The sequence below is a fragment of the Pseudomonas sp. GL_091 genome (assembly GCF_057837725.1).
The window spans coordinates 6,606,067-6,625,778 of sequence record NZ_CM174451.1 but is presented as its reverse complement, the minus strand read 5'-3'; the positions used below and the strand labels follow the sequence as shown (position 1 = coordinate 6,625,778).

The 19,712-nt window shown below is 59.5% G+C and carries 15 protein-coding genes; 4 read left to right on the top strand and 11 right to left on the bottom strand.

The window, feature by feature from the left end:
- Window positions 1-7 precede the first annotated feature (7 nt).
- From AC3ITY_RS30230 to AC3ITY_RS30210, 5 genes are all read right to left on the bottom strand, one after another.
- Complete coding sequence (locus AC3ITY_RS30230; RefSeq protein ID WP_489306535.1) at window positions 8-2,452, bottom strand: TonB-dependent siderophore receptor; 2,445 nt, start codon at window positions 2,450-2,452, stop codon at window positions 8-10.
- 159 nt (window positions 2,453-2,611) lie between these two features.
- Window positions 2,612-3,586, bottom strand: coding sequence for a FecR domain-containing protein (locus AC3ITY_RS30225; protein WP_489306534.1), 975 nt, complete (start codon window positions 3,584-3,586; stop codon window positions 2,612-2,614).
- The gene (locus tag AC3ITY_RS30220) at window positions 3,583-4,101 is read right to left on the bottom strand and encodes an RNA polymerase sigma factor (RefSeq protein WP_489306533.1); all 519 of its coding nucleotides are present in this window, start codon (window positions 4,099-4,101) and stop codon (window positions 3,583-3,585) included. Before AC3ITY_RS30220 ends, AC3ITY_RS30225 begins: the two co-directional genes overlap by 4 nt.
- A gap of 226 nt (window positions 4,102-4,327) precedes the next feature.
- On the bottom strand, window positions 4,328-5,035 hold the full coding sequence (locus AC3ITY_RS30215; RefSeq protein ID WP_489306532.1) for a 3'-5' exonuclease: 708 nt from the start codon (window positions 5,033-5,035) through the stop codon (window positions 4,328-4,330).
- Window positions 5,032-6,972 carry a putative nucleotidyltransferase substrate binding domain-containing protein gene (locus AC3ITY_RS30210; RefSeq protein WP_489306531.1) on the bottom strand — a complete coding sequence of 647 codons (1,941 nt, stop codon included), beginning with the start codon at window positions 6,970-6,972 and terminating at the stop codon, window positions 5,032-5,034. The genes AC3ITY_RS30215 and AC3ITY_RS30210 overlap by 4 nt, the downstream gene beginning before the upstream one ends.
- A gap of 253 nt (window positions 6,973-7,225) precedes the next feature.
- On the opposite strand from AC3ITY_RS30210, the gene AC3ITY_RS30205 reads away from it, so the two are divergent.
- Entirely contained in the window at window positions 7,226-7,684 is a 459-nt protein-coding gene (locus AC3ITY_RS30205) for a response regulator (protein WP_489306530.1), read from the top strand.
- A gap of 361 nt (window positions 7,685-8,045) precedes the next feature.
- The gene (locus tag AC3ITY_RS30200; RefSeq protein ID WP_489306529.1) at window positions 8,046-8,957 is read left to right on the top strand and encodes an EamA family transporter; all 912 of its coding nucleotides are present in this window, start codon (window positions 8,046-8,048) and stop codon (window positions 8,955-8,957) included.
- A gap of 74 nt (window positions 8,958-9,031) precedes the next feature.
- Here the strand turns inward: AC3ITY_RS30200 and AC3ITY_RS30195 are convergent, their stop codons facing one another.
- Complete coding sequence (locus AC3ITY_RS30195) at window positions 9,032-11,221, bottom strand: malate synthase G (protein ID WP_489306528.1); 2,190 nt, start codon at window positions 11,219-11,221, stop codon at window positions 9,032-9,034.
- A 546-nt stretch (window positions 11,222-11,767) separates the two neighbouring features.
- Here AC3ITY_RS30195 and AC3ITY_RS30190 point away from each other — a divergent pair.
- The gene (locus tag AC3ITY_RS30190) at window positions 11,768-12,286 is read left to right on the top strand and encodes a glycine cleavage system transcriptional repressor (RefSeq protein ID WP_130210220.1); all 519 of its coding nucleotides are present in this window, start codon (window positions 11,768-11,770) and stop codon (window positions 12,284-12,286) included.
- Between the two features lie 215 nt (window positions 12,287-12,501).
- On the opposite strand, the gene rarD is transcribed toward AC3ITY_RS30190, so the two are convergent.
- The gene (gene rarD, locus AC3ITY_RS30185; RefSeq protein WP_046039417.1) at window positions 12,502-13,389 is read right to left on the bottom strand and encodes an EamA family transporter RarD; all 888 of its coding nucleotides are present in this window, start codon (window positions 13,387-13,389) and stop codon (window positions 12,502-12,504) included.
- Window positions 13,390-13,601: 212 nt separating this feature from the next.
- A complete protein-coding gene (locus tag AC3ITY_RS30180) occupies window positions 13,602-14,576 on the bottom strand; it encodes a serine/threonine protein kinase (protein ID WP_477753023.1) in 975 nt (324 codons plus the stop codon).
- 239 nt (window positions 14,577-14,815) lie between these two features.
- On the opposite strand from AC3ITY_RS30180, the gene AC3ITY_RS30175 reads away from it, so the two are divergent.
- Window positions 14,816-15,841 carry an IS110 family RNA-guided transposase gene (locus AC3ITY_RS30175; protein ID WP_489306526.1) on the top strand — a complete coding sequence of 342 codons (1,026 nt, stop codon included), beginning with the start codon at window positions 14,816-14,818 and terminating at the stop codon, window positions 15,839-15,841.
- 275 nt (window positions 15,842-16,116) lie between these two features.
- Here the strand turns inward: AC3ITY_RS30175 and AC3ITY_RS30170 are convergent, their stop codons facing one another.
- The 3 genes from AC3ITY_RS30170 to AC3ITY_RS30160 form a co-directional block, all read right to left on the bottom strand.
- Entirely contained in the window at window positions 16,117-18,018 is a 1,902-nt protein-coding gene (locus tag AC3ITY_RS30170; protein ID WP_489306525.1) for a PhoX family protein, read from the bottom strand.
- Between the two features lie 67 nt (window positions 18,019-18,085).
- Window positions 18,086-18,850 carry a TOBE domain-containing protein gene (locus AC3ITY_RS30165; protein ID WP_489306524.1) on the bottom strand — a complete coding sequence of 255 codons (765 nt, stop codon included), beginning with the start codon at window positions 18,848-18,850 and terminating at the stop codon, window positions 18,086-18,088.
- A 63-nt stretch (window positions 18,851-18,913) separates the two neighbouring features.
- Window positions 18,914-19,654 (bottom strand): ComFC family protein, encoded by a 741-nt coding sequence (locus tag AC3ITY_RS30160; RefSeq protein WP_489306522.1) that lies wholly within the window; start codon window positions 19,652-19,654, stop codon window positions 18,914-18,916.
- Between the last annotated feature and the right edge of the window lie 58 nt (window positions 19,655-19,712).

Below are 19,712 nucleotides of genomic sequence, written 5' to 3'. Positions count from 1 at the left end.
CAGAGCGTTACCACTTGTAGGTTGCACTTGCGACGACACTGCGCTGGTCGCCGTAGTAGCAGTAGAAGCTGTCGCAAGTCGAGATGTAGTCCTTGTCGAACAGGTTGGTGGCGTTAACGGCCAGCGAAGCGCCTTTGAGGCTGTTGTCCAGGCGACCGAGGTCGTAGTGAACCACCGCGTCGAACACCGTGTAGGCGCCGGCCTTGCCCAGCCATGTGTTGGCCTGGTCGCCATAGGTATTGCCGGTATAGCGTGCGCCAGCGCCGATGCCGAGGCCATCCAGCACGCCGTTGTGCCAGGTGTAGTCGCCCCACACCGACGCTTGTTGGTTAGGCATCAGTTGCAGGCGATTGCCCTTGTAAATGCCTTCTTGCACTTCGGATTTGGCCAGGGTGTAGGCAGCGGTAACCTTGAGGTTATCAGTCACGTCGGAAACGGCTTCCAGCTCCAGACCTTTGACTTTCACTTCGCCGGTCTGGCTGGTGACTGTCACGTTGCCTACGTTGTTGGTGACGGAAACATTTTTCTGGGTCAGGTCATACACAGCCGCCGTCAACAGCGTGTTGCTGCCCGGTGGCTGGTACTTGATCCCCAGTTCCCATTGCTTGCCTTCGGTTGGCTTGAACGACTCGGTCGGCGAGGCGACGGCATTGCTGGTCGGCTGGAACGACTCGGCGTAGGACAGGTAGGGCACGAAGCCCGAGTCGAACACGTAGCTGATCGCCGCGTTGCCGCTGAAGTTCTTGTCGCGTTCGGTGTTGGTGGCATCGCCCTTGTTGAAGAACGTGGTGCCGGTGTGGACCCAGTCTTCACGGCCGCCAAGGGTCAGGCGCCATTGGTCGAAGGCCATCTGGTCCTGGATGTACAGGCCGGTCTGCTGGGTCTTCTGCTCGTAGTCGTAGAACGCCGTGGAGCGTGGCGGACGGGTGATCGGCAAGCCATAGATCGGGTCGTTGACGTTGATGCCCGGCGCGGTGCCGAAGATCGAGAGGTAGTTGGTGGTGTTGCGCTGGTGGTCCAGGCCGATCAGCAAGGTGTGACTGACGTCGCCGGTGACGAAGTCGCCCTGGAGGTTGTTGTCCACGGCGAACTGGGCGATGTCTTCGTCGACATTGGTGGTGCCACGGCCGGTGTTGCCTTGATCGTCGACGACAAACCCGAACTCGGCAAAGTCAGGGTTGTAGCTGTTGACGGTCACGGCCTGGAACGACAGCTCCGACTTGGTATAGCGCAGGTTCTGCCGGAACTGCCAGACATCGTTCAAGCGGTGTTCGAAGGCATAACCCAGCGCGTAGTAGGTGCGGTCGTAGAAGTCGTAGTTCGGATCACCCAGGTTCTTGTGGTGGGAGATCTCTCCGAACGGCATGTCGATCTTGGTGCCCTGGATCGGATAGAACTGACTGGTGATACCGGTATCGTCACGAGTGAACTGCGTGAGCAGGGTGAACCTGGTGTCTTCGTCGATGTTCCAGGTCAGGCTTGGCGCAATGTTGTAGCGCTTGTCATCGATGTGGTCGATGGGCGTGCCGCCGTCGCGCAGCACGCCGCTGAGGCTGTACAGGAACTGGCCTTCGTCGTCGATCTTGCCGGTGCTGGCGAAGTTGATCTGGCGATGATTGTCGCTGCCGTATTGCAGCTGGATCTCGCTGCTGGCTTCCGCGCTTGGGCGACGGCTGACCATGTCCAGCAGGCCGCCCGGCGGGGTCTGTCCGTACACCGAGGAGGCCGGGCCGCGCAGCAGCGCCAGTCGGTCGAGGTTCCAGGTTTCCTGTTTCGGGTTGGAGTACACACCTTTTGGCAGTGGCAGGCCGTCGAGGAATTGAGTCGGTTCGAAACCCCGCACGCGCAACCAGTCGGAGCGGGTGTCGCTGCCGAAACTGCTGGCGGTGATGCCCGGTAAGTAGCGCACGGCATCATCGAGGGTGTGCGCGTTGCGGCCGTCCATCTGCTCACGAGTGACGACCGAAATCGAACGCGGTGCCTCGACCAGCGCGGTGTCGGTCTTGGTGCCGGCGGCGGTGCGCTTGGCCAGGTAGCCCTGTACCGGGCCCCAGGCGCTTTCAGAGTCTTCCACGCCGATCACGCTGGTGGCCGGCAGGGCCATCACGCCCTCGGGCACGGCCACCAGGCTGTAGGTGCCCGCACTGCTCTGCTCCAGTTGCAGGCCGGTACCACGCAGGGCTTCGCGCAGGGCGCCAGCGGCATCGAACTGGCCTTTGACTGGCGCCGAGGTTTTGCCCGCGGCCAGGGATGGATTAAATGACAAGGCCAAACCGGCCTGGCTGGCGATCTGGTTCAGGGTGCTGGTCAACGGCGCGGCCGGCAAGTTGTAGGCGCGGACGCTGGACACCTGTTCAGCGGCGACCAGTTGGCTGCTGGCCAAAGGGGTGCAAAGGGCAATGGCGACTGCCAGCAAACTGCGGCGCAACAGGGAGTCTAGCGAACGAGGCATACAGCGGCTCCTGAATGGAAACATTTCTCAATTGCCTGTGTGCCGAACGAAAATCAAAAAGTGATAGGGCTGGATGAAAATAATTTCGATTCAGTTATTCAATAAGCATCGAGGAACTTCAGGCATGCGCATTTTGTGGCGAGGGGGCTGTGTGCGGGTTCAGGGCTTGGTTTCGGCCTTGGCCACGACCTTTACCCACCATTGCGTGTGCTGTTCGATCTGCACCGGCAGGGTCGGCAGCAGGGCGTTGAGTGCCAGGTCGGTGTCGCGCAGCGGGAAGCTGCCGGTGATGCGCAGGTCGGCCACTTCCGGCGCGACCCCGACGTAACCGTTTCGATAGCGGCCGATTTCATGCACCAGATCTTCCAGCCGCGTCTTGTCCACCACGAGCATGCCGCGGGTCCAGGCATCCGCGCCGAGGTTGACGGCCAGAACCGGGCCCAGGCGGTTGTTGCGGATCAGTACCTGCTGGCCTTCGCGCAGAATCTGTTCATCAGGGTTGGACTCAGGGTGAACCGCTACCGCCGACTGCAAGACGCTCAAACGCGTTCCGTCTTCCTCGCGCTTGACCAGAAACCGCGTCCCCAGCGCACGCATGCTGCCTTCGCGGGTTTCGACGATGAACGGCCGGGAATCGCCATGGCCGGTTTCAACCAGGATTTCGCCTTCCTGGAGCACGATGCGCCGCTGCTTTTCATCGAAACGCACATCCAGCGCGCTGCGGGTGTTGAGATTGATCAGCGTGCCGTCAGCCAGGCGCAAGGTGCGCTGCTCGCCAACGGCGGTGCGCTGGTCGGCCAGCCAATAGTCGATCGGCAGGTAACGATCCCCGGCGAACAGGGCCAGGCCGATCACGGCAACGATACTGGCGACACCGTTGCCAAGCTTGCGCACTCGCCGGCGAATGCCTTCGCGCGATTGCAGCAAGGCAGTGCGGACCGGGCCGCTGGCCACGCTGAAACGCTGGTCGAGCATGCCCAGCTGGCGCCAGGCGCGGGCGTGCTCTTCGTGGGCCGCGTGCCACTTGGCGAACTCTTCGCGCTCTACCGGGTTGGCGAAGTCCATGGACAGCTGCCAGGCAATCGCCGCGTCCAGCACGTTGGCCGATACCGGTTTGGAACTGAGCGGATTCATGTCGGCTCACCATACAGTGCGATGTAGCACTGGCGAATGCCTTGGGCCAGGTACTGGCGCACCCGCGGCACCGACACACCGAGGCGCTCGGCGATTTCTGCGTGGCCGAGGCCGTCGAGACGGTTGTAGAGGAACGCCGCCCGGGCCTTGCTGGAAAGCTTGCCGAGCAAGCGGTCGATGTTTTTCAGGTCTTCGAGGATCATTTGCTGTTCTTCCGCCGACGGTTGTTCGGCTTCGGGAATCAGCATCAGCTCGGTGAGGTAGGCCTGTTCCAGCGCGGCACGACGGAAATAATCGAACAGCAGGCCCTTGGCAATCGCCACCAGAAACGCCCGCGGCTCGCGCGGCACCTTCAGTTCCTCACGGCCCAGCAAGCGTACGAAAGTGTCCTGGCTCAGGTCTTCGGCCCGTTGTGGGCAGGCGACGTTGCGTCGAAGCCAGGCCAATAGCCAACCGCGATGGTCGCGATATAACTCACCGACGAGCTCACTTTGAGGGCTTGGGACTGACGACACGCCGCATCACCGATTGGGAAATATTAACTAACGAGAATTATTCGCGATTGTGGCAGAGGCGAAGGAGGTAAGCAATTGGCGTTGGTCGGGTGGGAATTAGGCGACAGCCCCCGTAGGAGCGAGCCTGCTCGCGAAAATCGTCAACGGTGACACGTTTTTCTGGCAAGACCGAGGTGTCAGATGATTTTTCGCGAGCAGGCTCGCTCCTACAGGGATTGCGTATAGGTCAAAAGGATGGAGCCTGCTGCCGGCGCTTCCACTGATTCAAGCGCTGTTGCAAATTCAATGGGCTATGAATCTGCTGCTGCCGCGCGCGGCTGAACAGGATCAGCATCAGTTCGGCGGTGGCCAGGGCGTCGGCGCTGGCGTGGTGGCGCTCGAAGACTTCGAGCTTGAACCAGTCGATCCAATCGTCCAGTCCGGCCTCGCGAATGTGTGCCTGGGGGCATAGCAGCGGCGCAATGTCCGCCACGTCCAGAAACGGATGCTGCAACTTGAAACCCAAGTGATCTTTCAGCGCACGGCCGAGCATGTGCTGGTCAAACGGCGCGTGGAAGGCCAGCACCGGACTGTCCCCGATGTACTCCATCAGATCAAGCAGCGCTTCTGCCGGGTCGCTGCCCGCCGCAATGGCGCTGGGGCCAATGCCGTGGATCAGCACGCTGGGGCCGAGTTTCACTTGCGGATATTGCAGGGTGCGTTCGAACTGCTGGCGAAAGTCGATGGCCCCGTCCTCGATCACCACCGCGCCGATGGACAACACGTGGTCCTTGTTCAGGTTCAGGCCGGTGGTTTCCAGATCGAGCACCACCCAGCGCTGCTCGCGCAGGCTGCACTGCGCCAGGTCGGCCGCTGTCGGTAATTGCTCCAGCCGATGTTGCAGGTGGGCTGGCAGGGTGGGACTCGGCGGGCGCAGCCACGAAAACAGGCTCATAACTGATACCGCAAGGCCAGGCTGCTTTGCAGGCGTTGTGCCTGGCGCAGGGACTCACGCAGGATGCGTCGGTCCAGATGATTGAGGCTGTCGGGATCGACCCGATTCGAGTAAGGAAAATTCTCCCGGGTCTGTAGTTGATGCTGCTGCATGCGGGTCTGCTGGATGAAGTGATAGGCCTCTTCGTACGCGGCACCGTCCAAGGGATCGATGACCTCCTTGTCGACCAACTGGCGAAAACGCTCCAGCGTGTTGTTCGCTTCGATACCGTGGACCAGGGCCAGCAACCGGGCGCCGTCGACAAAGGGTGCCAGGCCCTGGATCTTCAGGTCCAGGGTGGCCTTCTCGCCATTTTTGCGCGCCAGCACGAACTCGCGGAAACGTCCTACGGGCGGGCGATTGCGCAGCGCATTCTCGGCCATCATGCGCTGGAACAAACGGTTGTCGCCGACCTGGTCGAGAATGCCCCGACGCAACTGCTCACAGCCTTGCTCGCTGCCCCAGACCACGCGCAAATCGAAGTAGATGCTCGAACCCAGCAGGTTCTCCGGGGTTGCCTCGCGGATAAACGCCGCAAAGCGCCGCGCCCATTCGGCTCGGGACAGGCACAGCTCGGGGTTGCCGGCCATGATATTGCCCTTGCACAAGGTGAAGCCGCACAGCGCCAGGCTCTGGTTGATCTGCTGGGCAATGGGCAGCAGCTTGCCGCGAATCTCGGCGGCATGGGCCGCGTCCCTGGCTTCGAACAAAATGCCGTTGTCCTGATCGGTGTGCAGGGTCTGCTCGCGACGGCCTTCACTGCCGAAACACAGCCAACTGAACGGCACGCCGGGGTCGCCTTTTTCAGCGAGGGTCAGTTCAATCACCCGGCACACAGTGTGGTCGTTGAGCAAGGTGATGATGTGGGTGATCTGCGTCGAAGACGCGCCGTGGGCCAGCATGCGCTCGACCAGTTGACCGATTTCGCCCCGCAGCGCCACCAGGTTTTCCACTTTCTGGGCATTGCGGATAGTGCGCGCCAGGTGCACCAGGTCGACCCGTTGCAGGGAAAACAGATCGCGCTCGGAAACCACGCCGCACAAGCGTTGGTCCTTGACCAGACAGACATGGGCGATGTGACGCTCGGTCATGGCAATCGCCGCGTCGAATGCACTGTGATCCGGCGACAGGAAAAACGGTGCCCGGGTCATGTGCCCTTCGATGGCTTCGTTGAAATCACTGCTGCCGTTGGCCACGGTCTGACGCAGGTCGCGCAGGGTGAAAATCCCCAGTGGCGCCTTGTGTTCGTCGACCACCACGATGCTGCCGACTTGCTGTTCATGCATCAACGTCACGGCTTCGCGCAACGGCGTCTGCGGGCCGCACGTTACCGGGTGGCGCATGGCCAATTCGCCCAGTCGGGTATTGAGCGAATATTGGGTGCCCAGGGTTTCCACGGCTTTTTGCTGCACTTGCTGGTTGACCTGATCCAGCAGGCTGCTGACGCAGCGCAGGGCGAAGTTGCGGAAGGTGTCCGATAGCGAAAACAGGCGGATGAACGCCGGCTTGTTCAGTTGCAGGCAGAAGGTGTCCTCGCCGGCCAGGTGCTCGGTGCGGGTCGCCCGTTCACCCAGCAACGCCGCGAGGGGGAAACACTCGCCGGTGGTGATCTCGAAGACCGTTTCGGTGCCACCTTTTGCCGTGTGCGGACGCTCGCCCACGACCCGGCCTTGCTTGACGATATAGAAGTGCTCGACCGGGCCGTCGGCGGGTTTGATGATGCTCTCGCCGGGGGCGTAAAAACGCAGCTGACATTGCTCGACCAGATACGCCAGGTGAGCGTGTTCCATTTGGTTGAAGGGCGGGAAGCGCTGAAGGAATTGCAACGTGCCCTGGATGTTCTGCAACACCGCGGTTTTCCCTGCCTGTGTGAAGGCGTCCGCTTTACTCATAACCATTACCGCAGTCTTTTTTGAATTGTTGTAGTCGGATGACCCAGACATGGTCGACCCCTGTGGCCGGGGTGCCCATTGGACGTAAGTCTAGGTAGGCAATCAGGGTGATGGAATGTCGGAAATACCTTACGCAACTGCGAGAAAAACCGCTCTATTCTGCTATTGGAAAAATATCCGACGAAGTGCACATTGGTGGTCTGCTCAGCGATGTCTCAGCACTGTGCAAGGGAAATGAATTGAACATATAGGGAAAGCCATGTCCGACCACGATATTTTGAGTGACGCCGAGCGCGAAGCGCTCAGTGCCGTCATGCTGGAGCCTGACCTGCCGCTGCAACGGGTGCTGATCGTCGACGACGATAAAGACGCCCGGAAGCTGCTGTCAGAGATCCTTGCGTTAGAGGGCATTCGCTGCCTGACGGCGGCCAGTGGCGAAGCGGCACTCAAGATCCTGGTGACCGAGGCAGAGATCAAAAAGCCCTCGATCGGTTTACTTATCACCGATCTGCGGATGGGCGGCGTTGACGGTTTGGAACTGATCCGTCAGGTACGCGAATCGGTAAGGGCGGCATTGCCGATCATCATTGTCTCGGGTGACGCCGACGTGAAGGATGCGATCGCCGCAATGCATTTGAGCGTGGTGGACTTTCTGCTCAAGCCGATCGATGCCAGTCATCTGCTGACATTGGTAAAACGTGAATTGGGCATTAAATAACTGGACTCCTGTAATTGTTAGTTGCAGGTTCGAGTTGTTTTTGTGAATTTAACTTGTAATTAAGTTTATCTAGTTGGTCTGCGAAAAAGCTACTCACAAATAGCTTGTTTCTTCTTTCGATTAATCAGATATCGTTCGGTTCTTGAAAACCAATGCAGGCATCTATTTGATGTTGTACTTGGTTTAATAAAATCTGTCGTAGCACTATCCGGGTTACCAGTTTGGCACTCCGCTTTTTAGTGGCTTGAGTATGCCGATGGTCGTCGTATATTCAGTCTGCGGCTAGTTCCTGCGGATAAAATACCGACAAAGGTCATTACTCTTCCTGGATTGTGTGGTTGTGTGTCGCAATGAGGACGATATGATAAAGAAAATTGAATTTCGCGATCTTGTACTTATTATCGGTGTGACAGTCATGTGGGGCAGCAATTTTACGGTCATTGATATCAGTCTTGACGGTATCGATCCGTTCATATTGACAGCGTTGCGCTTTACTTTCTGTGCATTACCACTGGTGTTCTTCATCCCGAAACCAAAAGGTGTCAGTATTTTTGTAACTATCGTCTACGGTTTGTTGTTTGGTATCGGAATGTGTTGGCTGATGAACTACGGCATGTTTCTTGGCGTCAGTGCCGGCGTGACATCTTTGCTCTTGCAGTTCAGTGCTTTTTTCACGGTCATCTGGGGAGTACTGCTGTTTGGCGAGAAAATGACGGCAATACAAGTGGCCGGCATTCTCATGGCGTTGGTGGGGCTGATGTTCATTACTCATGTAACACACGGTGATGCCGAAAGCTTTGGGCTTTTTCTGGTACTGCTCGGCGCATTGTTCTGGAGTCTTTGCAATGTGCTGGTCAAGAGAAGCAAAGTGGCTGATATATTTTCCTTTGTCGTTTGGTCGAGTCTGTATGCAACACCGCCTCTATATCTGATGACTTACTGGGTCAAGGGCGCAGCCCCTTTCCAGTCGTTGCTAACGGACATAACTGCTCCAGTGCTGGCATCTGTCCTGTTCCAGGCCTATGTGGCGACGGTATTCGGGTATTGGGTGTGGAACCGAATGATTGAGAAGTATCCGGCGAGCCAGGTTGCACCGTTGTCAGTGATTGTTCCGATATCGGGTATCTTGACCTCGTGGTATGTACTCGACGAACCCATTAGTGGCGAAAAGCTGTTTGCGCTCATCATCACGGTCCTTGGAATTGCCTTGTTCATGAATGCATCGAGAATAGGCCGCCACATCGCTGCAAACGCGTTGCGTTTCAGGAGATAGTTCTGCATTTGCAGGTCGCAGAAACAAAAATCCCCCGGCTTTTCAACCGAGGGATTGCTGTGGAGGGAGCTGGTTTACAACCCGTTCTTCGCCTTGAACTCGCGACGACGACGGTGCAGGACCGGCTCGGTGTAGCCATTCGGCTGCTTCGTGCCTTCAACCACCAGTTCGACCGCCGCCTGGAAGGCGATGTTGCTGTCGAAGTTCGGGGCCAGAGGACGGTACAGCGCGTCGCCGGCGTTCTGCCGGTCAACCACCGGCGCCATGCGCTTGAGGCTTTCCATGACCTGGTCTTCGGTGACGATACCGTGACGCAGCCAGTTGGCGATGTGCTGGCTGGAAATACGCAGCGTTGCACGGTCTTCCATCAGGCCGACGTCGTTGATGTCAGGCACTTTCGAACAACCAACGCCCTGGTCGATCCAGCGCACAACATAACCAAGAATGCCCTGTGAGTTGTTGTCCAGTTCGTTCTTGATCTGCTCAAAGGTCCACTGCGGGTTCACCGCCAGCGGGATGGTCAGGATGTCGTCCACCGAAGCGTGGGCACGTTTGGCCAGTTCGGCCTGACGGGCGAACACGTCAACCTTGTGGTAGTGCAGCGCGTGCAGGGCAGCAGCGGTTGGCGATGGTACCCAGGCGGTGTTGGCACCGGCCATCGGGTGAGCGATTTTTTGTTCGAGCATCGCTGCCATCAGGTCAGGCATGGCCCACATGCCTTTACCGATCTGTGCGCGACCTTGCAGGCCGGTGCTCAGGCCGATATCGACGTTGGAGTTCTCGTAGGCGCCGATCCATTTTTCCGCCTTCATGTCCGCCTTGCGCACCATCAGGCCGGCTTCCATGGAGGTGTGGATTTCATCGCCGGTGCGGTCGAGGAAACCGGTGTTGATGAACACTACACGCTCACTCGCTGCCTTGATGCAGGCCTTGAGGTTGATCGTGGTACGACGCTCCTCGTCCATGATCCCGACTTTGAGGGTGTTGCGTGGCAGGCCCAGCACGTCTTCGATGCGACCGAACAGCTCGTTGGTGAACGCCGCTTCTTCCGGGCCGTGCATCTTCGGCTTGACGATGTAGATAGAGCCGGTGCGGGTGTTTTTGCGCGACGTGTTGCCGTTCAGGTTGTGCATCGATGCCAGGCAAGTGACCAGGCCATCGAGAATGCCTTCCGGCACTTCGTTGCCGTCCTTGTCGAGGATCGCGTCGATGGTCATCAGGTGACCGACGTTACGCACGAACAGCAACGAACGACCGTGCAGGCTCAATTCGCTACCGTCGACAGCGGTGTAGGTGCGGTCGGCGTTCATGGTACGGGTAAAGGTCTGACCGCCCTTGGCGACGTTTTCCGACAGATCGCCCTTCATCAGGCCGAGCCAGTTGCGGTAGATCACCACTTTGTCATCGGCATCGACGGCGGCGACCGAGTCTTCGCAGTCCATGATGGTGGTCAGCGCGGCTTCCATCAGGATGTCTTTGACGCCGGCCGCGTCGGTCTGGCCGACCGGGGTGTTGGCGTCGACCTGGATTTCGAAATGCAGGCCGTTGTTTTTCAGCAGGATCGCGGTCGGTGCAGCGGCATCGCCCTGGAAGCCGATCAGTTGCGCATCGTTGCGCAGGCCGGTGTTGCTGCCACCTTTAAGGGCGACCACCAGTTTGCCGTCGACGATCTTGTAGCCGGTGGAGTCGACGTGGGAGCCGGCCGCCAAAGGCGCCGCTTCGTCGAGGAAGGCACGGGCGAAGGCGATGACCTTGTCGCCGCGAACCTTGTTGTAGCCTTTGCCTTTTTCCGCGCCGTCGGCTTCGCTGATGGCGTCGGTGCCGTAGAGCGCGTCGTACAGCGAGCCCCAGCGGGCGTTCGAGGCATTGAGCGCGAAGCGCGCGTTCATGACCGGTACCACGAGCTGTGGGCCGGCCATGCGGGCGATTTCGTCATCGACGTTTTGTGTCGTTGCCTGGAAATCGGCCGCTTCTGGCAGCAGATAACCGATCTCTTGCAGGAAGGCTTTATAGGCCTTCGGGTCGTGCGCCTGGGCTGACCCAAGAGCTTGGCGGGATTGGTGCCAGCCATCGATACGAGCCTGGAAATCATCGCGTTTGGCGAGTAGGGCTTTGTTCTTCGGCGCCAGGTCATGGATGACCTTGTCGGTACCGGCCCAGAACTTATCGGCGGTGAGGCCGGTACCGGGAATGGCTTCGTTGTTCACGAAGTCGAACAGGACTTTGGCGACCTGCAGGCCACCGACTTGAACGTGTTCAGTCATTGCTTGCCTCACTCTGCTCAGCTATTTCGCTTTTCAGCTCTTCAAATTAACAATGAAGCCGTTGGCCATTTAAACCACAAACCCGTCTACCAGTACATGCCCATGACAGGCGGCTGGGTTGGGACCAATCAACGGCTTGGGGCCTTGCTGACAGGGCTTTCAGGGTTGCGAACGTGCCTGCGGCAGACATCGATCCAACGTTATGTAGTGCGCGCTGCGGCATACTACATGATGAATTGCGGTTGTGAAAATTAGACTAATTACGTCGTTCTGCGACCCCATGACGCATTGCGGTCACGTCGGGGAGTGTGATGTTCTCAAAAAACCATTGGATTGTTCCAGTTAAATATCAAAAGTTGTACACGATTTGTCGGGTCAGTCAGATCGGCGGTGCCTTCATTCGCGAGCAGGCTCGCTCCCACAATGGCCCGCGCAACCCTTGTGGGAGCGAGCCTGCTCGCGAAGGCGCCTGACCTGTCGGCGCAGGTCCAACCCTTGCCTATACTTGGTTCTCTATAACAAAAGTCATGACTAGAGGGCTGCGCCATGGACCACCTCGTACTCACTGTTTTTGCTCCGGACAAGCCAGGGCAAGTCGAGCGCATTGCCCAATGCATTGCCGAGCACGGCGGCAACTGGCTGGAAAGTCGCATGTCGCGTATGGCGGGACAGTTCGCCGGGATTCTTCGAGTGGGGGTGCCGGCCGAGGCCTACGACGAATTGGTCGATGCCTTGCAGGGCTTGTCCGCCCAAGGCATTCGCGTGTTGATCGCTGAAAGCGGCATCGAACAATCCTGCACCTGGAAACCGATTGCCATGGAACTGGTGGGCAATGATCGCCCGGGGATCGTGCGTGACATCACGCGCTTGTTGAGCGAGCAGGGGGTGAATCTGGAACGGCTGGTCACCGAAGTGCGCCCGGCACCGATGAGCAGCGAGCCGTTGTTCCATGCCGAAGCGATTCTTGCGGTCCCGCTGACCCTGTCGCTGGACGTGCTGCAGTCGCGCCTGGAAACCCTGGCTGACGACCTTATGGTCGAATTGGTGCTGCGCAGTGAACCCTGATCAGGTTATCCAAGTTAAACGTGCACCGGCCTGTGGATAACCTGTAGAGACACCCCGCCAGGCCACGCCGACCGCGGTTCTCCAGGATCTGATCAAAAAACCAGCAGTTTCAGATACTTGCGCACAAACGGCGGGGATCACGCTGTGGATAACCTTGGGAAGGATCGATGCAGGCCACGGGGGGCGTGGCCTGTAGAGTTTTGTACGTTTTTTGATCAGCTGCGGCGGCGCAAACTTATCCACGCATCGATGCTGTAAACCGCCAGGCCGGCCCAGATAAACATGAACGCTACCAAGGTGCTGGACGACAGGTGCTCGCCAAACAGCAGGACCGCTTGCAGCAGCACCAGTGTCGGTGCCAGGTACTGGAGAAACCCCAGTGTCGTGTAGGGCAAATGCCGTGCAGCAGCGTTGAAGCAGACCAGTGGCACCAGTGTGATCGGGCCGGCGGCGACCAGCCACCAGGCTTGGGAAGTGGTCCAGAATTCGGCCTGGGCGCTGCTGGCCGTCGGATTGAGCAGTAACCAGCCGAGGGCAATCGGCACCAGCATCCAGGTTTCCACCACCAGCCCCGGCAGCGCCTTGACTGGCGCCTGCTTGCGAATCAGGCCATAGAAACCGAAGGTCAGTGCCAGCACCAGTGAAACCCACGGCAGGCTGCCGACTTGCCAGACCTGTTGCGCCACACCGACAGCCGCCAGACCGACGGCAATCCATTGCATGCGCCGCAGCCGTTCGCCAAGAATCAGCATGCCCAGCAATACGTTCACCAACGGGTTGATGTAGTAACCGAGGCTGGCCTCCAGCATGCGGCCGTTGTTCACCGACCAGACGTAGGTCAGCCAGTTGGCCGCGATCAGCGCACCGCTCAGGGCCAGGATCGCCAGCCGCCGAGGGTTTTCCCGCAGTTCGCGCCACCAGCCGGGATGCTTCCAGACCATCAGCAACAAGGCGCCGAACAGCGCCGACCACAGTACCCGGTGGATGATGATTTCCACGGCCGGCACGCTGGCGATGGCTTTGAAATAGAGTGGGAAAAGTCCCCAGATGATGTAGGCACTCAGGCCCAGAATGTACCCGCGACGCGGGTTGGCGGCTTGCATGCAGAATCCTTGCTTAGGCAGCTAACAAAGAGGGGATTGTAAGGAGATTTGTCTGCGAATGTCCTGACTGAATAGGTAGGACATTTGTGAACATCGATACCTGTAGGAGCGAGCCTGCTCGCGATGGACGTCAACGATAACGCGTGCTGTCTGGGTAAACGCGCTGCCCTTGCGTTTTTCGCGAGCAGGCTCGCTCCTACAGGGGGGTGTAGTCAGAAAAGTTTAAGCGGCTCTTCGTTAAGCGCAGCACATTGCTCGCGCAACGCCAAAACCTGATCACCCCAATAACGCTCGGTGCCGAACCACGGAAAACTGCGGGGGAATGCCGGATCCTCCCAGCGACGGGCGAGCCAGGCGCTGTAGTGCATCAGGCGCAAGGCGCGCAACGGTTCGATCAGCGCCAGTTCACGGGGGTCGAAGTCGTGGAATTCGTTGTAGCCGTCCATCAGTTCCGACAACTGGCTCAGGCAATCCTGACGATCGCCAGCGAGCATCATCCAGATGTCCTGTACCGCCGGGCCCATGCGGCAGTCATCGAGGTCGACGATATGGAACATCTCGTCGCGGCACATCATGTTGCCGGGGTGACAGTCACCATGCATGCGGATGTTCTGGTGCGGCGTATTGCTGTAGGCATCTTCCACACGTTTGAGCAGATCGCGGGCCACCGATTCGTAGGCCGGCAGCAGGCTGCGGGGGATGAAGTTGCCGTCGAGCAACGTGGCCAGCGAGTCATGGCCGAAGTTTTTGACCGCCAGCGCTTCACGGTGCTCGAACGGCCGGGTCGAGCCGACCGCATGCAGGCGTCCGAGTAACTGGCCCAGGCGATACAGTTGGTCGAGGTTGCCCGGCTCCGGCGCGCGGCCGCCACGGCGGGGGAACAGGGTGAAACGGAATCCGTTGTGTTCGTGCAGGGTTTCACCGTTGTGGATCAACGGCGCCACGACCGGCACCTCGCAGTCGGCGAGTTCGGCGGTGAATTGGTGCTCTTCCAGAATCGCCTCGTTGCTCCAGCGTTGCGGCCGGTAGAACTTGGCGATCAGCGGCTCGGCGTCTTCGATACCGACCTGATAGACGCGGTTCTCGTAGCTGTTGAGCGCCAGGATGCGCGCGTCGCTGAGAAAGCCGATGCTTTCGACGGCATCGAGCACGAGGTCTGGCGTAAGGGTTTCAAACGGGTGGGCCATGCTGACTCCTGCGCGCAGCAGGCTGCTGCGTCCGGCCAGGCATGGTAGCGCAGACGGCGCGGTTTTAGTGGTTGGGCTTGAGATGTGTGGTGTCTGGGTTGACGCCTTCGTCGGAACGCCGCCCGGAGCAAGCCCGCTCCCATAAGGACTACATGATTCCCTAATGAAATGGCTACCCCCCCTCACACCCTGTGATCGCTCTCTAAGCTTTCACAGGGTGTCTTTCGGAGGCTATTACCATGGACAACGTTGCTATTGTCGCTATCGATTTAGGGAAACATACCTTCCATCTGCATGCGCAAGATGATCGCGGTCATGAGCTCTACCACAAGAAATTCAATCGCGCAGGTCTGGCCAGGCACCTGGCCAGCCTTGAACCGTGCACGGTGGCGATGGAGGCCTGTGGTGGCGCCCACTACATGGCGCGAGAAGCGGCAAAATGGGGGCATGTGCCCAAGCTCATTGCCCCCCATCTCGTGCGTCCCTACGTAAAAAGCAACAAGAACGACTTCGCCGATGCCATGGCGATTTGCGAGGCGGCGAGTCGCCCGACCATGCGTTTTGTGTCCCCTAAAACCGAAGCACAACAAGCGCTGGCCATGCTCAATTCGCAACGTGACGCCTACATCAAGGAGCGTACGGCCAGCGTCAATCGGATTCACGCCGGTCTGTTAGAGGTCGGTATCAGCCTGCCCCCAGGCTTTCACGCCATCAAGGAACTGCCAGCGCTGCTGGAGGAATGCTCATTTTCTGCGCAGATCAAACAAATCCTGCTGGGACTGCGTGACCACTTCAATTATCTGGACGGGCGGGTCAAGGCACTGGACAAGCAGGTTGAACACCAGGCCGCTGAAGATGATCTGGCTTCTCGCCTGATGACAATTCCTTGCGTAGGTCCGATCACCTCCAGCGTCCTGGCTGCGGAGTTGGGCAACGGTCAGCAGTTCAAGTGCGGTCGAGACTATTCAGCCTCGATTGGGTTGGTGCCCAAGCAACACTCCACCGGCGACAAGACGGTACTTTTGGGCATCAGCAAACGCGGAGACCGAAATCAGAGACGGCTGCTTATCCAGTGCGCCCGTGTGTATCTGATGGGGCTGGAACGACAGACAGGAGCGCTGGCCGATTGGGTCCGACAGCTGCTGGCTCGCCATCATTCCAACCGTGTGGTCTGCGCCTTGGCCAACAAGCTGGCGAGAATCGACTGGTCGATCGCCGCTCACCACGATGAATTCAAGGCGGGGCCAAGCGCGATGAACGCTTGACCTCGCTGTCACCCGAGCACCACCCACCTGGTTTTGCGATGCTGGATAACAGATGACGTGAACGGTCAACCGGCCTGACGACTACCCTGGGCTCCCACAAGGCTGAAAAAGCCTTTTCACTATGAAGGGCCGTCAGGCGCGATTCTCATCGAGGCGCAGGGTCGCCACCCAGACGCCGGATAGATGAAAGCAAGCCAAACACGCATCAAAAACAGTATTGCAGAAATGGGGGTATCCATAGATGTGGGAGCGGGCTTGCCCGCGAAGAGGCCGGATCAGGCGCCGACGATCCCGCCATCTTCCCGGGTAATCGCCATCACCGATGAGCGCGGCTTGCCATTGGGCAGGTGCTCGGGGAAGGTCGAACCGCCGTTTTCACCCGGATGCTGAATCCCGACAAACAGGGTTTTCTGATCCGGCGAGAAGCTGATCCCCGTCACTTCACAACCTACCGGGCCAACCATGAAGCGGCGAATCTCGCCGGTTACCGGGTCGGCACAGAGCATCTGGTTGTTGCCCATGCCGGCAAAGTCTCCGGCGTTGCTCGAATCGCCGTCGGTGAGAATCCACAAGCGTCCGGCCTTGTCGAAGCCCAGACCGTCCGGGCTGTTGAACATGTTTTGCGGCGTGATATTCGACGATCCGCCTTTTGGTGTGCCGGCGTGAACCCCCGGATTACCGGCGACGACGAACAGGTCCCAGGCAAAAGTTTTCGAGCCGTGGTCGTCACGCTCGGTGCGCCAGCGCAGGATCTGCCCGTAGACGTTCTTCTCGCGCGGGTTTGGCCCGCCCACCGGTTGCCCTTCTTCGCCGCGTTTGGCGTTGTTGGTCAGCGTGCAGTAAACCTGGCCGTCCTTGGGGCTGACCACGATCCACTCCGGGCGGTCCATGCGCGTGGCTTTCACCACACTGGCGGCAAGACGGGCGTGGATCAGCACATCGGCCTGATCGGCAAAACCGCTGCTGGCGTCGATGCCGTTTTTGCCATGGGTCAGTTCGATCCATTCACCCAGGCCTTTCGGGTGATCGGTGTTGCCGTCGCCCGCATCGAAACGCGCCACGTACAGGGTGCCGTGGTCGAGAATGTCGCGGTTGGCCTTGGGGTTTTTGTGGTCGATTTTATCGCGGCTGACGAATTTGTAGATGAACTCACCGCGTTCGTCGTCGCCCATGTACACCACGGCATGGCCATCGCCGGTTTCGGCCAAGGCGGCGTTTTCGTGTTTGAAGCGCCCCAGGGCCGTGCGTTTGACCGGCGTCGATTTCGGATCGAACGGATCGATCTCCACCACCCAGCCGTGACGGTTGAGCTCGTTGGGGTTCTTCGCCATGTCGAAGCGCTCGTCGTGCGGGTGCCAGTTGATTTCTTTGCTGGTGGCCACCACGCCGTAACGCTTCTGCGCCGGGTCGAATTTCTGCTCGGCGTTGCTGCTGCCGAAGCAGTCGGTGAAGTTCTCTTCACAGGTCAGATAGGTGCCCCATGGCGTCTTGCCGTTGGCGCAGTTCTGGAACGTGCCGAGGACGTTCTTGCCGTGCGGATCGGCGCTGGTTTTCAGCAGGGCATGTCCGGCGGCCGGGCCGCTCAGGCTGATCGGTGCGTTGCCGTGAATGCGGCGGTTGTAGCGCGAGCCCTGGACGAATTGCCATTGGCCGCTCTTGCGCTGCACTTCAATCACCGACACGCCTTCGCAGGCCAGTGCCTTGCGCACTTCTTCCGCCGATTGCGGCATGCCGCCGTGGGCGTAGAGGTAGCGGTAGTTGGTGTATTCGTTGTTGATCGCCATCAGCGCCCGGTCTTTTTCGCCCGGAAATTCGAACAGGCTCATGCCGTCGTTGTTGTCGCCGAACTGGACTTCCTGATGTTCGGCGCTGCCGTTGCCGCTCGGGTCGAACGCCGGCCCGTCCTTGTGCAGGGGCTGGCCCCAGCTGATCAGCACCGAGGACTTGTAGCCCGCTGGCAGGGTGATGGAGTCGCTGGTGGCGGCGGCAATGCTGTCGAAGCCCAGCAACTGGCTGTTGCCGGCGCTGACGCTGGCGGCCATCACGCTGCGGCTCAGCAGGTTGCCGCCGAGGAACATCGCCGCGCCGCACAGGGCACCCGCGCTGATGAAGCCGCGACGGCTAAGACCGACCATGTTTTCGAGGTCGGTGGACTGGTTTTCTTCTAATAGGCTCATTTCAGGCTCCCTGCGGTTTGTGCAGACACCTTAATGATGATTAATGAATCTTTTGTTGCAGTTTTGTTCAAAGCGGCGTGCCCAGCAGAACCCTGGACGGCGAAAACTCCACGCGCACCGGTTTACCGGACGTCAGCCCCAATGCCTGCAGATGCTTCGGTTCGGCCAATGCGCACAGCGTCAGGCCGTTGGGCAGGGTGATGCGCACTTCGCTGGGGCCATCGTCGGCGTCGAGAATTTTTTCGATGATGCCGCTTAGGCAATTGTGTCCAGGGGTTTCGACGGAGTCGATTTCCAACACGTCGAGCCAGCCGGCCTTGATCAATGCCACGACTTCGGTGCCGATTTGCAGCTCCAGGCGCTCGGTGCTGTCGTGGGTGATCTGCGCGTCGACGATCACGCCTTCGGCGACTTCGAGACGAATCAGGTCGTTGCGTCCATGAGGTTCGATCGCAATCACCTTTCCGTGCAACTGATTGCGCGCGCTGGTACGCAGCATCAGGCGCCCTAGCAGGTTGAGGTCGCTCGCGTCTTCGGCGGCTTCCAGCACCTGGGCCTGCAAGGCTTGCAGCTTCTGGTACAGGCGTAACACCCGCTCCCCCTCGTTGGACAGGCGCGCGCCGCCGCCGCCCTTGCCGCCGACGATCCGCTCCACCAGCGGCTTCTGCGCCAGGTTGTTCAGCTCATCGATCGCATCCCAGGCGGCCTTGTAGCTCAGGCCCGCGCTTTTTGCCGCGCGGGTGATCGAGCCTTGTTCGGCGATGTGCTGCAGCAGGGCAATGCGCTGCGGACGGCGGACAATGTGCTGGGACAATAAGGTTGGCAAAGACATGACAAGTCGCTTTGGGTGGTGACGATGGTGAGGACGTTGGCCGCTTGGGCCGCGTGAGTCAAGTCAGGGTGTCTCGCCGGGTTTGGGCGTACGGGCCAGGCAATAGACGTCGACCCTCGCCGCACCGGCGTCCATCAGCAGGCGAGCCAGGGCCTGGGCCGTGGCACCGGTGGTCAGTACGTCGTCGACCAGGGCCAGGTGCAGGCCTTTGACGACGGCGCCGGATGCCAGGGCGAAAGCGTTGCGCAGGTTTTTTCGGCGGGCTTCGGCGTTCAAGGCCTGTTGGGCGTCGGTGTCTTGGGTGCGTAGCAGCAACCGTTCGTCGCAAGGGATATCAAGACTCGCACTCAACCAGTGAGCCAGCATCGCCGCCTGATTGAACCCACGCTGGCGCAGGCGTCGGTTGGCCAACGGCACCGGGATCAGCGCATCGGGGCGCTGCAGATCGTCTTCGAAGCGATGTTGCAGGTATTGAACGAGAAGTTCGGCGAGCAGGCGGCCAAACGGCCACATTGCGTTGTGTTTGAAGCGGGTGATCAGGCTGTCTACCGGAAAGCTGTAGGTCCAGGGGACAATCACTTGTTCGAAGGCCGGTGGCTGCTTCAGGCAATGGCCGCAGGTCAGGTCCGCGGCCGGGAGCGGCAGGGCGCAGGTGATGCAATGATCACCGAGCCAGGGCAACTCGGTTTCGCAGGCCATGCAGACAGGGGAGATGCCGTCGGCCGTTTCATCGCACAAAAGGCATGGTTGTTTGTTTTTTAACCAGATGTAAACCGGTCCTTCGTATCGTGGTTGACAGCGCATCGCTCTTCCTTAAATATGCCGAAACAACTGTGAAGCGACTGTGACATTCCATTACCCA

Coding starts and splice junctions, on each gene's coding strand:
- AC3ITY_RS30180 (WP_477753023.1), bottom strand. CDS start 14,576: ATGGCCCACCCGTTTGAAACCCTTACGCCAGACCTCGTGCTCGATGCC.
- AC3ITY_RS30225 (WP_489306534.1), bottom strand. CDS start 3,586: ATGAATCCGCTCAGTTCCAAACCGGTATCGGCCAACGTGCTGGACGCG.
- AC3ITY_RS30200 (WP_489306529.1), top strand. CDS start 8,046: ATGATAAAGAAAATTGAATTTCGCGATCTTGTACTTATTATCGGTGTG.
- AC3ITY_RS30195 (WP_489306528.1), bottom strand. CDS start 11,221: ATGACTGAACACGTTCAAGTCGGTGGCCTGCAGGTCGCCAAAGTCCTG.
- AC3ITY_RS30215 (WP_489306532.1), bottom strand. CDS start 5,035: ATGAGCCTGTTTTCGTGGCTGCGCCCGCCGAGTCCCACCCTGCCAGCC.
- AC3ITY_RS30170 (WP_489306525.1), bottom strand. CDS start 18,018: ATGAGCCTATTAGAAGAAAACCAGTCCACCGACCTCGAAAACATGGTC.
- AC3ITY_RS30210 (WP_489306531.1), bottom strand. CDS start 6,972: ATGGTTATGAGTAAAGCGGACGCCTTCACACAGGCAGGGAAAACCGCG.
- AC3ITY_RS30175 (WP_489306526.1), top strand. CDS start 14,816: ATGGACAACGTTGCTATTGTCGCTATCGATTTAGGGAAACATACCTTC.
- AC3ITY_RS30190 (WP_130210220.1), top strand. CDS start 11,768: ATGGACCACCTCGTACTCACTGTTTTTGCTCCGGACAAGCCAGGGCAA.
- AC3ITY_RS30165 (WP_489306524.1), bottom strand. CDS start 18,850: ATGTCTTTGCCAACCTTATTGTCCCAGCACATTGTCCGCCGTCCGCAG.
- rarD (WP_046039417.1), bottom strand. CDS start 13,389: ATGCAAGCCGCCAACCCGCGTCGCGGGTACATTCTGGGCCTGAGTGCC.
- AC3ITY_RS30160 (WP_489306522.1), bottom strand. CDS start 19,654: ATGCGCTGTCAACCACGATACGAAGGACCGGTTTACATCTGGTTAAAA.
- AC3ITY_RS30205 (WP_489306530.1), top strand. CDS start 7,226: ATGTCCGACCACGATATTTTGAGTGACGCCGAGCGCGAAGCGCTCAGT.
- AC3ITY_RS30230 (WP_489306535.1), bottom strand. CDS start 2,452: ATGCCTCGTTCGCTAGACTCCCTGTTGCGCCGCAGTTTGCTGGCAGTC.